Source organism: Winogradskyella sp. 4-2091 (assembly GCF_045765065.1).
GTDB lineage: Bacteria > Bacteroidota > Bacteroidia > Flavobacteriales > Flavobacteriaceae > Winogradskyella.
The window spans coordinates 496,163-509,079 of sequence record NZ_JBJKOD010000001.1 but is presented as its reverse complement, the minus strand read 5'-3'; the positions used below and the strand labels follow the sequence as shown (position 1 = coordinate 509,079).

Sequence of the window (12,917 nt, the reverse complement as noted above, 5' to 3'; positions counted from 1 at the left end):
AGACTTTAAGTTATATCTAATTTTAAATCTTTTATACTCCTAATGTTTTAAAAAGCTCAGTTTTCATTTTAAAAGATTAGCCTTGTGTCGTATCTTTGCACAGCTAAAAAAACGGTATTTTTTTCAATTAATTTGAAGAACTTCTGTTGATTCAATTATCATATGAACCATAAACAAGCTTTAAAACACAATATTTTTAAATACATCACACAATCTGCTGAAGAATTACAAGTAGATAGTTACGTAATTGGTGGTTTTGTGCGCGATTATTTACTAGAACGTGGCGATGCTAAAGACATCGATGTGGTTGCTGTTGGTAGCGGAATTGAATTAGCTAAACAAGTGGCTAAAAACTTACCTAACCAACCTAAAGTTCAGGTTTTTAAAACCTACGGAACAGCAATGTTACGTTACGATGATATTGAAATAGAATTTGTTGGTGCACGTAAGGAGAGTTATAATGAAGATAGCAGGAATCCTATTGTTGAAAACGGAACACTAGCTGACGATCAAAACCGAAGAGACTTTACTATTAACGCTTTAGCACTAAGTTTAAATGAAAACAATTTTGGTGAGTTATTAGACCCTTTTAATGGTCTTAACGATTTAGACAAAGGCATAATTCGCACACCTTTAGATGCAAATATTACATATAGTGATGATCCGCTAAGAATGATGCGTGCCATAAGATTTGCAACCCAATTAAATTTTAAAATTGAAGATGCTTCGCTTAAAGCCATTTCTGATAATAAGGAGCGTATTAAGATTATTACTAAAGAACGTATAGTAGTTGAACTCCATAAAATTCTTGAAAGTAAAACACCTTCTATTGGTTTTATTCATTTAGAAAAAACAGGCCTTTTAAAATATATTCTTCCAGAATTAACAGCTTTAAAAGGTATTGACGAGATTGAAGGTCAAAGACACAAAGACAATTTCTATCACACTTTAGAAGTTGTAGATAATATCGCAAAAACTACGGACAACCTATGGTTGCGGTGGGCAGCTTTATTACATGATATAGGAAAAGCACCAACTAAAAAGTTTCATAAAAAAGTGGGTTGGACGTTTCATGCGCATGAATTTGTAGGCTCTAAAATGGTTTACAAATTATTTAAGCGTTTAAAAATGCCATTAAATGATAAGATGAAGTTTGTTCAGAAAATGGTGTTTATGAGTTCTAGACCAATTGTTTTAGCATCAGATGTTACAGATTCCGCTGTAAGACGTTTGGTTTTTGATGCTGGCGATTATGTAGAAGATTTAATGACACTTTGTGAAGCAGATATCACAACTAAGAATCCAAAAAAATTCAAAAAATATCATAATAATTTTCAGAAGGTTAGAGATAAAATTGTTGAAGTAGAAGAACGAGATCAGGTACGTAATTTTCAACCACCAGTTACAGGTGAAGAAATTATGAAAACATTCAACTTAAAACCTTCAAGAGAAATAGGATTAATTAAAGAAGCGATAAAAGAAGCTATTCTGGAAGGCGAAATTCCTAACGATCATGAAGCTGCTTTTGATTTAATGTTGAAAAAAGGTATAGAACTGGGACTTAAAACCTCGTAAAGATGATTGAGCTTATTAGAACAAATTCAGATAATTCAGATTTTAGATTTCTAGTAAAGCAACTTGATGCGTATTTAAAAATTACCGATGGCGATGAGCATGAATTTTATAATCAGTTTAATTCTATAAAATCACTAAATCATGTTGTTATTGCCTACTTAGACGGAAAACCTTCTGGATGTGGTGCTTTTAAACATTTTAATGATAATAGTGTTGAAGTTAAACGAATGTTTACAACTATTAAAACAAGAGAAAAAGCCATTGCTACTAGAGTTTTAACTGAATTAGAATGCTGGGCTAATGAATTAAATTATTCTTCATGCATACTAGAAACAGGAGTGCGTCAAAAAGAAGCAATTCAGTTTTATAAAAAAAATGATTATCAAATTATCGCAAACTATGGTCAATATAAAGGTGTTGAAAATAGTTTGTGCTTTGAGAAAAAAATAAAAAGATGAAAAAAGAGAACAAGGCTGTCATCTATTGGCTACTCACAGGTTGCATTTTAATCTTCGTTATGGTTGTTGTTGGAGGCATCACTAGGTTAACACATTCAGGATTATCAATTTCTAACTATAAATTAATTTCTGGTACTATTCCTCCAATGAATGAGGTAGAATGGAATGAAGCCTTTGAGCTTTATAAACAATACCCAGAATATCAGAAACTTAATAATCATTTCACAATTGAAGAATTTAAAGATATCTATTTCTGGGAATGGATTCACAGAGTGATTGGTCGTTTTATTGGCTTGGTCTTCTTTATTCCGTTTGTATATTTCTTAATTAAAAAACGCCTTTCTAAGTCAACGATAAAAAAAGCTACAATTCTTTTAATAATGGGAGGGTTTCAAGGCTTTTTGGGATGGTACATGGTAAAATCTGGTTTGGTAGATAGACCAGACGTTAGTCATTATAGATTAGCAGCGCATTTAACCACTGCATTTTTAACCTTTGCTTATACATTTTGGGTCGCTTTAGATTTAATATTTCCTGATAAAAAAATCATTGATAGAAAACTTCGAAATTTTATAAGAATTAGTTTAGTTGTACTAGTTATTCAAATTATATACGGAGCTTTTGTTGCTGGTTTAGATGCAGGATGGATTCATAATCATTGGCCATTAATGAATGAAGGCAAATGGATACACGAAACCGTTTTTATAGAACAAAACCCAACGTACCTCAACTTTTTTGAAGGTAAAAGTGGTGTTCAATTTGTACATAGAACCTTGGCCTATATTGTGGCAATTTTAATACTTGTAATTTGGTATAAAGGAAACAGAATCGCAACAACACCAAACCAAAAAAGAGGAATAAATGCACTTTTAATTATGGTTGGTATTCAATTTTCTTTAGGTGTTTTAACTCTTATTTTGGCTGTACCAGTTTGGCTAGGTGTTTTACATCAGGTTGGTGCATTCATTTTGTTAAGTGCTATGATATTTACTTTACATCGTTTTAGTAAATAAATATTTTTCAAGTTGTACAGAACTAAATAGTTGAACCACTTTAACTGTAATAAATCAACTCTAAAAAAAGCCAAAATTGTTAGTGACAATTCACAAAATAAGTGTCTTATATTTTTAACAAAGCTGCAATAGAATTTGGGATTTAGTTCTTGCTATTTAGAAATAGGAAACCCTATCTTTGCAAAATAATTTTTCAACAATGATTTACAGATTTAGAATTATCCTAGATAATGATACCGAAGATGATGTGTTTCGCGATATTGAGATTCGTGAAACTGACACTATGGAAGATTTGCATAATGTAATTACACAATCTTTCGGGTTTGATGGTATGGAAATGGCCTCTTTTTATATGAGTGATGAAGAGTGGAATCAAGGCGAAGAAATATCTATGATGGATATGAGTGAAGCTGGTAATGAAGTAAAAATGATGAGTACTACTATCATTAAAGACATGATTCACGAGGCATCTACACGCTTAATCTACTTATACGATTTTATGAATATGTGGACATTTTATGTAGAATTAGGTGAAATTGTTGAGGAAGCAGAAGGAACTGATTATCCTAACTTAATGTACGTGCATGGACAAATACCAGATGAAGCTCCAGAAAAAACTTTTGAAGCCGAAGAAGACGATGATATTTACGGTGATTTTGAAGACGATATAGATATGGATGACTATGACAATCTAAATTTTGATGAAAATTGGAACTAGTCAATTACTTATCATTTATAAAAATAAAAAGTATGCCTCAGATAGATATTTGAGGCATACTTTTTTTTTTGTATCTAACTTAACGTAAACCAACACCTTCATAATTTCGTTTTACAAAATCGAGAGCGTGTTTTAGAATTTCTCCCATATTCTTACTTCTTTTAAAATTGACATCGTGCGTATAATTAAAGATCTGTCCTTTAATCATATCGATATGCTTTTCAATTGAAATTTCATCATTCTCCATACAATCTAGCAATCGCCTTAATCGGTTTTTATAACTAATCATTCGTTTTGCCACAATAGAACGTTCTTCAATTTTATATTGGTCTACTGATTCTTTTTGAATCTTTTCTTTTACCAATTCTACCATTTTAAAATTCTCTTTAAAGAACTGTGGTCTGTATATTTTTAAATTTCCTTCATAAGATTGCTGATCAAAATCTATGGCTCTAATTCTGAAGACAACTTGATCAAAATCATGAATAGGTACAAAGACATAATTGTAAGAACGCATATCTCCCAATAGCCTAATCATACAACGTTCATTAAATTTCACGAATTCTTTTGCTATCTGAGATTTCTCTGAAGAACTACAATCTGGCAACATGTTTTTTATAAATTCATCTCCTGGAATTCCCGCTATGTGTTCTTCTATTAAAGTTTCTTTACAAACTAAAAAGTTTAAACTGTGCGGCGACAACATATGCTCTAATTCTAAGCCATATATACGCGACGCATCTGCTGTTTTAATATAGAAATACGTATAGTTATCATTTAAAATATTTCTCACTTTTACTCTAAAGGGCTTTGAATTCCCGAAGGTGCAAAAATCAATAGCATCTACACTTAAATATTTTAAAATCCCTTCGCTACCATCAGATACTAAGCTAGAATAAACACGCTTAAGACTTAAGTCAATTTCATCACGTTCAAAATCATTATAGTAAACACGAACCCAAAGTGTATCCTCATCATTTTTATCATAAACCACAATAGAACCTTGAAATCTCAGTAAATCATCGTAGTAAATTGGCAAATTTATATTTCTTCTATAATGCGTTAAATACGAATCGAGTTTAGAAGAAATTGGGTAGCATGGTTTCTTTTTCGATATTTTTAAATCTTCATTCATTTTCTAAATTTAAGGGTTTTCTGTAAAATATTGTAACAAATAAAAGCTTCATTCGTCTTACGTACATAACCAATCAATATCTTATAGTTTTTTGTCTCATTTCAGAGGATTATAGGTATTTTAAAACCAATCATTTTGGAACCAATCCTTACAATTAATAATCTCACAAAGAAATTTGGCTATTTAACAGCTGTAAAAGACTTAAGTTTTACAATAAACAAAGGCAATGTATACGGTATTTTAGGACCTAATGGAAGTGGAAAATCAACCACTTTAGGTATCGTATTAAACGTAGTCAATAAAACTCAAGGCGAATTTCACTGGTTTGATGGGAATATTTCAACACACGATGCCCTGAAACAAGTTGGAGCCATAATTGAGCGACCTAACTTTTACCCTTATATGTCTGCGGAACAAAACCTAAAATTAGTTTGCCGTATTAAAGGTGTTGATTATAGTAAAATTGACGAAAAATTAGATGTTGTAGGTTTACTCGACAGAAAAACGCACAAGTTTAAAACTTATTCTTTAGGTATGAAACAACGTTTAGCTATTGCCTCTGCTCTACTCAATGATCCTGAAATTTTAATTTTAGATGAACCAACAAATGGTTTAGATCCTCAAGGTATTCATCAAATTCGTCAAATTATAAAAGATATTGCTGCTGATGGAACTACAATTTTACTGGCATCGCATTTATTAGATGAAGTAGAAAAAGTATGTTCTCATGTGGTTGTTTTAAGAAAAGGAGAAAAATTATATTCTGGTCGTGTAGACGAAATGATTAATAGTCATGGCTTCTTTGAATTAAAGACTGAAAAACATCAAGAATTAGTCTCAATTTTAGATGCACATCCTAATATTGAAAAAGTAAAGGAAGAAGGCGAGTTAATAACTGCATTTTTAAACCAGCCTATGTCAGCTTCAGATTTCAACAAATTAATGTTTGATAAAGGTATTTTGCTATCGCATCTTGTGAAAAGAAAAGAAAGTTTAGAAGAGCAATTTTTACAATTAACGGACAGCCAAGAAAACTAATCCAAAATTATTTTAACACCTCATTGATCACTGCATTTTTCACAGAATAAATTAAGGTTAAAATGAGAATAATTAAAAACCACCACTAATAAACCAACCAATCCATATGTTACGTCTTATACAACTCGAATTACAAAAACTTTGGCTAAATAGAGCTAGTAAAGTTTTAATTATAATTTCATTTATATTACCATTTACGGTACTTATACTTTCGTCTATAAAAATTAATTTCTTTGGTTTCTTTACTTTAGAGCTAGGTGAACTTGGGATTTTTAATTTTCCTATTATTTGGCATATAACAACCTTTTTTGCTGCCCAATTTAAATTCTTCTTTGCGATTGTTGTTGTCAGTATGATTGGTAATGAATACAGTAACAAAACTCTAAAACAAAACTTAATTGATGGCTTAAGTAAAAAGGAATTTATCCTTTCTAAATTCTATACCATTGTATTTTTCTCTGTTTGCGCAACCATACTTATTGGATTAGCGACTTACTTTATTGGTTTATACTATTCAAGTTACACAGAAGCATCCATTGTATTTAGAGAAGTAGAATTTTTACTTGCTTATTTTGTAAAACTAGTTGGTTTCTTTAGCTTGTGTTTATTTTTAGGCATGTTAGTAAAACGTTCTGCATTTGCATTAGGATTTTTATTCTTGTTATTCATTACTGAAAGTATATCTTATGGCTTAATGAAATGGAAGCTAACAGATTCTATAGCAGATAGTATTTATAATTTTATGCCATTGCAATCCATGTGGAATCTTATCAACCAACCTATTCAGCGCATTGCCATGACCAAATTCCCTGAAAAAACGGACATGATGTATGACTACGCTGTGCATTGGTATGAGATTGCTATTGTATTAGGTTGGACAGCCATTTTTGTCTTTTTATCGTATCGATTATTAAAAAAGAGAGATTTGTAATAGCTTTAACAGTGTTGCATTACAATGTTTCAATGTTAAAAATTAGGAGTTTATTAGTTCTAGTTGTTATATTGTATGCGTTATACTAATTGAATTGCTAATTAGTATAAATTACAGGTTAAGCTCTTATGAAAAAGATCTATTTAGTTTTTATTTTTATAATTACTAGTGTCCCATTATTTGCTCAAAATGAAGCGTCATTTTGGTATTTTGGGCAATATGGTGGCTTGCAATTTAATGCTGAAAACGGATCTGTAACCGCATTAACTAATGGACAAATAAACACCTTAGAAGGTTGTACCTCAATCTCTGATGCTGAAGGTAATTTACAATTCTATTCTGATGGAAGAACCGTTTGGAACAGTAATCATCAAGTAATGTCTAACGGCAACTATGCATTTGGCACTGGACTTTTAGGAGACCCATCAAGTACATCTTCAGGTCTTATTGTTCCAAAACCAGAGGATCCGACAAAATATTATTTGTTTACAGTAGATGAGCCTCACCATGATAATGCAAGTGCATATCCAAATCAATTTGTTGGTACATATGATCAAGGTGGTACTGTGCCAGGACAAGACGATGGTTTTAATAATGGGTTTAACTATTCCTTAATAGATATGTCACTAAATGGTGGATTAGGTGATGTAGATGCTATTGAAAAAAACGTACATTTAGTTACATACGATCCTTCGTCAACTTTAGAAATTCAATATAAATGCTCTGAAAAAATCACGGCAGTTAGAGCAGAAGATTGTACGTCGTTTTGGGTAATTACACATTTCGGAAATAAGTTCTATTCCTTTAGAGTAGATGTTAATGGTGTAAACACAACACCTGTTATATCTACAGTTGGTCCTAATATTCCTATTGAAGGTTACAGACGAAACTCTTTAGGTTATTTAAAAGCTTCTCCCGATGGATCAAAAATAATTGCAGCTAATTTTGGTAGAGCAACCATAGCTGCAGGAAATGCACCTGGAAGTGTAGACTTGTTTGATTTTAATAACGAAACTGGTGTTATCTCTAACCATATTGAACTCTATGGACCTCAAAATAACAATAGTCCTTATGGTGTAGAATTTTCTGCTGAAAACAGAAAAGTATATGCAACTATAAGCGAAGGTGCTGGTGGAGCAGGCACTAGTCACGTTATGCAATGGGATTTAGAAAGTTCTGATATTATAAATTCTATGCAGATCATTCATTCTTCAACTCAAATGACTGCAGGTGCGTTGCAGTTGGGTATTGATAGACGTATTTATAGAGCACAACTTAGTTATACTGGCAATGATAATATTTCAGATTATTTAGGTGTTATTTCAAATCCAGAAGCAGACGCTACAGATGTCAATTATAATCAACAAGGCGTTTTACTCGATATTTTAGGTTCAAACGTCAATAAAAGTAGAATTGGCTTACCTCCTTTTATTCAATCTTTATTTAATTCTGAAATAGATATCATTCAAAATGGTATTAGTACTACAGAATTAAAACTATGCACCAATGACTCTTACACTTTACAGGCGGAAGATATCGCTGGCGCAGATTATTATTGGTCTTTTAATGACGTGGCTTTAACTGAAACCACTTCGCAATTATTTGTGGACACACCTGGTTATTACGAAGTATATATTGAACCTAACAATGGAAATTGCCCAATTGAAGGTAGTGCTGTTGTTGGTGTTTTTGATATCCCTGTCGCCAATTCCCTCACTGATATCGATGTTTGTGATAATTCTACTAATGATGGATTTCAAGATTTTAATTTTATAGACAAAGATTCTGAAGCGTTATTAAACCAAGATCCTACAATATATAATGTGCAATATTTTGCATCTATAGATGACGCCAATTCTAGAGAGAATAGACTAACTTTTCCTTATAGTAATACTGCCAATCCACAAACGATTTTTGTACGTGTGGAAAATACAGAGAATCCAAATTGCTATGATATTAATTCTTTTACTGTTGAGGTCTTTAGTAATCCAGAATTTTCAGATTTAAATGACATTGTAATTTGCGATAATCTAAACGATCCAATTGATGGTATTGGCACTGTGAATTTTCAAGATTTAATGCCTTCAATATTTGGAGAACAAGATGTTGCTGATACTATAATTTCATTTCACACTTCACAAGACGACGCTGACTCTAACGCTTCTGCATTACCTGTTAATTATAGTAATACAACAGCTTTTGAAGAAGAAATTTATGTAAGAATAGAAAATAGTCAGAATGAAGATTGTTATATTACATTAAGCTTCTTGTTGCAGGTAAATCCTATTCCTGTAGCAAATAATATTTCTATTATCCAATGTGATGAAGATGGAATTCCTGAAGGTTACACCCTAATCAATTTAAATAATCATTTAGACGAAATCACAAACAATATTCAAGGTTCTATTGTTTCGTTCTACGTATCTCAATCCGACGCATTAAACCAAGAAAATGCTATAAATGCAGATGCCTTTGAGAATTACTATAATCCGCAAACGATATACACCAGAGTAACTAATACAGAATCTGATTGTATAAATTTCAGTGAAATAACTTTAGAAGTAAGCACAACATCTACTCTTAATACAAGCTTAGAACTTTGTGATTCTGATGGCACAGAAGATGGATTTATGACCTTTAATTTATCTGAAGCTAGTGATGCTGTATTGCTTCAAACAACTTCTGATGTGAATTTGACCTATTACGAAACCTATGAAAATGCCTTGTTAGAAATTAATCCACTGAATAATTCTTTTACAAATACAATAGCTTTTAATCAAACCATATTTGGTCGTGTAGAAAATAATAACAATTGTTATGGAATTAGTGAAATTGACCTAACCGTTTTTAGTTTACCAAATATTGAAACAGAATTTGAAACCATATATTGCGTCAATACTTTTCCTGATACCATTGTTTTAAATGGCGGAATTCAAGACGATTTACCAAACAACTATTATTATCTGTGGTCAACAGGAGAAACGACTTCCGAGATTGAAATTAATGAAGCAGGTAATTATTCAGTTAGAGTCACTAATACAAATGGTTGTTATAAAGATAGAACGATAACTGTTTTACCATCAATAGATGCCTCTATTACAAATATTGAAGTTACAGACGCAACACAAAACAATACTATTACTGTTTTTGTAAGTGGTTCAGGCGATTATGAATACGCTTTAAATAATGAATTAGGACCATACCAAGATAGTAGCACTTTTGAAAACGTCTTACCAGGCTTACATACCATCTACGTAAGAGACAAAAACGATTGTGGTATTACCGAAGAATTAATTTCAGTAATTGGTTTTCCTAAATTTTTCACACCAAATAATGATACCATTAACGATTACTGGCAGGTTTATGGTATTACAGAACAGTTTCAATCAAATTCAATTATATATATCTTTGACAGATACGGAAAACTCCTAAAAGAACTAGATCCATTAAGTCCTGGTTGGGACGGTAATTACAATGGTTTTAAAATGCCAGCAAGTGATTATTGGTTTAAAGTTACATTAGAAGATGGCCGTGTTTTCAGAAATCATTTCACATTAAAACGATGACCCGAAATTTTACCACTTTTTTTAAATCTACACTAACTATTACCATAACGTTTATTTTCAACTTTATGGTATTTGCACAACAACCAAACGATTGCCAGTTTGCCGTAACGGTTTGCGGAAATTCTGACTTTACTTTAGACGTTAATGGCTCAGGCACGCAAGAACTGAATAGCTCAAACTCATGTTCCGGACAAGAAAACAATAGTATTTGGTTGAAGGTTAATATTGCTACAGATGGTACATTGGCGTTTACATTGACACCAGGTAGCAGTAGTATAAATGAAGATTATGACTTCTTTATTTTTGGACCAAATGCAAGTTGTGGTAATATAGGACAAGCAATTCGTTGCTCCACAACAAATCCTGCTGCGGCAAACCAAGGCAATAATCTTACAGGATTAAATACTACAGATCCCGCTACCAATGAAGGACCTGGTGCTGATGGTGATAGTTTTGTTAGCGCAATAGATGCTCTTGCTGGTGAAAGCTATTTTATTGTTATTGATAGACCTATCGGAAATAGTCCCTTTTCTATAAATTGGACAGGAACAGCAACCTTTCCTGAAGGTCCATCAAATCCGTTATTGTCTAACCCTAATTCTACTATTTTACCTAACATAAATATTTGCGATGATCTTGCACCTTATGACGATACTATTAGAGAATTTGATTTAAGTCAACTATCACAAGATATAATTAATGGTGAAGGAGATGTTTCAGTGAGTTATCATTTATCTGAAAGTGATGCTAATATCAATGCAAATGCCTTAGGCGATGTATTTAATAATACTACTAGTAGTCAAAACATTTTTGTAAGAATAGAAAATACAACTACAGACTGCTTTATCATTAACAATTTTACGTTAAATGTAACAGCATTAACAAACTTTAACCAGCCTAATGATTACGAAATTTGTGACAATGACACAGATGGCAATGATCAAAATGGACTAGCTACTTTTGATTTTAATAACGTAAGCCAAGAAATTATTGAAGGAATTAATAATATTAATTATGATATTAGCTATTATTCATCTCAAGCTAATGCCGAATCATTAACCTCTCCTCTACCGCTCATTTACACAAATACTGCACCTGGATCTACAGAAATATTTGCAAGAATTGAAGACTTAGATCTTGGATGCATAGGATTTACCTCATTTAATGCTACTGTATTGGCGAAACCAATTGCAAATGACGTTTCACTTATTCAGTGTGATGAAGACGGAATTCCAGAAGGCTATACCATTTTCAATTTGACCGAAGCTGCTGTAGATATTACTAATAACATTTCTGAAACTACAATTGAATTTTACCTATCTCAAGTAGATGCAGAAAATCAAAATGATCCTATAGATGGAACTTCATTTGAGAATTTTTTCAATCCTCAAATAGTATATGCAAGGGTAACTAATACTAACAGTGGCTGTGTAAATTTTAGTGAAATATCGTTGGAAGTAAGTACAACTTCATCCAATAACGCCAGTATAGAACTATGCGACACAGATGGCTTAGAGGACGGTTTTATGGAATTTGATTTAGATACTATTAATAACGATGTTTTAGCAGGTATACCATCTGACTTAATCTTAACCTATTATGAAACATATCTAGATGCCTTAATTGAGACCAACCCTTTAAATAATTTATATACCAATACTGTAGCTTACAATCAAACCATTTATGCACGTGTAGAAAACTCAAATGCTTGTTACGGTATAAGTGAAATTGAGCTTTCGGTTTATGAGTTACCGAATATAGAAATATCAGATGAAAGAATTTATTGCGAAAATCTTGCGCCATCAACTACAACCTTAACTGGTGGAGTAATCAATGATATCCCGAATAACTACAGCTATTTATGGTCAACAGGTGAAACAACTACTGAAATTGAAGTAGATGCTCCAGGAACGTACACTGTGAGTGTTACAAATTCATTTGGATGCTCCAAGGATAGAACAATAACTGTGGTAGCTTCAAATATTGCTACAATAACCAGTATTGAGGTTGAAGATGGTTTACAGAATAACACTATTACAATTTTAGCAAGTGGTAATGGTGGAAATTATGAATATGCCTTAAACGATATTAACGGTCCTTACCAAAACTCTAATATTTTTAACAATGTGCTTGCTGGTCTTTACACTGTTTATGTTAGAGATAAAAATAATTGTGGTATCGCAGATCAACTAGTTTCAGTTATTGGTTTTCCAAAATTTTTCACACCAAATAACGATACTGAAAACGATTTTTGGCAAGTCAGTGGTGTATCAACTCAATTTCAATCGAATTCTGATATTTTTATCTTTGATCGCTATGGGAAACTTATAAAAAAACTAGATCCATTGAGTGCAGGTTGGGATGGCACCTATAATGGTGCTCAATTACCAACTAATGATTATTGGTTTAAAGTTAAACTTGAAGACGGAAGAACTTTAACAGGACACTTTACTTTAAAACGCTAAAGCCTATCAAATATCTAA

9 protein-coding genes are annotated in these 12,917 nt (G+C 32.1%); 8 read left to right on the top strand and 1 reads right to left on the bottom strand.

Annotated features, from left to right (window positions below; genetic code table 11):
* Positions 1–162 precede the first annotated feature (162 nt).
* From ACJBCC_RS02170 to ACJBCC_RS02155, 4 genes are all read left to right on the top strand, one after another.
* Positions 163–1,575 carry a CCA tRNA nucleotidyltransferase gene (locus ACJBCC_RS02170; protein ID WP_407556273.1) on the top strand — a complete coding sequence of 471 codons (1,413 nt, stop codon included), beginning with the start codon at positions 163–165 and terminating at the stop codon, positions 1,573–1,575.
* Positions 1,576–1,577: 2 nt separating this feature from the next.
* A complete protein-coding gene (locus ACJBCC_RS02165) occupies positions 1,578–2,033 on the top strand; it encodes a GNAT family N-acetyltransferase (protein WP_407556272.1) in 456 nt (151 codons plus the stop codon).
* Positions 2,030–3,046, top strand: coding sequence for a COX15/CtaA family protein (locus ACJBCC_RS02160; RefSeq protein ID WP_407556271.1), 1,017 nt, complete (start codon positions 2,030–2,032; stop codon positions 3,044–3,046). The genes ACJBCC_RS02165 and ACJBCC_RS02160 overlap by 4 nt, the downstream gene beginning before the upstream one ends.
* Before the next feature lie 199 nt (positions 3,047–3,245).
* Positions 3,246–3,764 carry an IS1096 element passenger TnpR family protein gene (locus ACJBCC_RS02155; RefSeq protein WP_299099568.1) on the top strand — a complete coding sequence of 173 codons (519 nt, stop codon included), beginning with the start codon at positions 3,246–3,248 and terminating at the stop codon, positions 3,762–3,764.
* A gap of 79 nt (positions 3,765–3,843) precedes the next feature.
* On the opposite strand, the gene ACJBCC_RS02150 is transcribed toward ACJBCC_RS02155, so the two are convergent.
* On the bottom strand, positions 3,844–4,899 hold the full coding sequence (locus ACJBCC_RS02150; protein WP_299099566.1) for a hypothetical protein: 1,056 nt from the start codon (positions 4,897–4,899) through the stop codon (positions 3,844–3,846).
* A gap of 135 nt (positions 4,900–5,034) precedes the next feature.
* Between ACJBCC_RS02150 and ACJBCC_RS02145 the strand changes: the two genes are divergently transcribed.
* The 4 genes from ACJBCC_RS02145 (at position 5,035) to ACJBCC_RS02130 (ending at position 12,899) form a co-directional block, all read left to right on the top strand.
* Positions 5,035–5,937 carry an ABC transporter ATP-binding protein gene (locus ACJBCC_RS02145; protein WP_407556270.1) on the top strand — a complete coding sequence of 301 codons (903 nt, stop codon included), beginning with the start codon at positions 5,035–5,037 and terminating at the stop codon, positions 5,935–5,937.
* Between the two features lie 106 nt (positions 5,938–6,043).
* Complete coding sequence (locus tag ACJBCC_RS02140) at positions 6,044–6,868, top strand: ABC transporter permease subunit (protein ID WP_299099562.1); 825 nt, start codon at positions 6,044–6,046, stop codon at positions 6,866–6,868.
* 128 nt (positions 6,869–6,996) lie between these two features.
* A complete protein-coding gene (locus ACJBCC_RS02135) occupies positions 6,997–10,434 on the top strand; it encodes a T9SS type B sorting domain-containing protein (RefSeq protein ID WP_407556269.1) in 3,438 nt (1,145 codons plus the stop codon).
* Positions 10,431–12,899: a T9SS type B sorting domain-containing protein gene (locus ACJBCC_RS02130; protein WP_407556268.1), complete on the top strand. Its 2,469-nt coding sequence runs from the start codon at positions 10,431–10,433 to the stop codon at positions 12,897–12,899. Before ACJBCC_RS02135 ends, ACJBCC_RS02130 begins: the two co-directional genes overlap by 4 nt.
* The last annotated feature ends 18 nt before the right edge of the window (positions 12,900–12,917 follow it).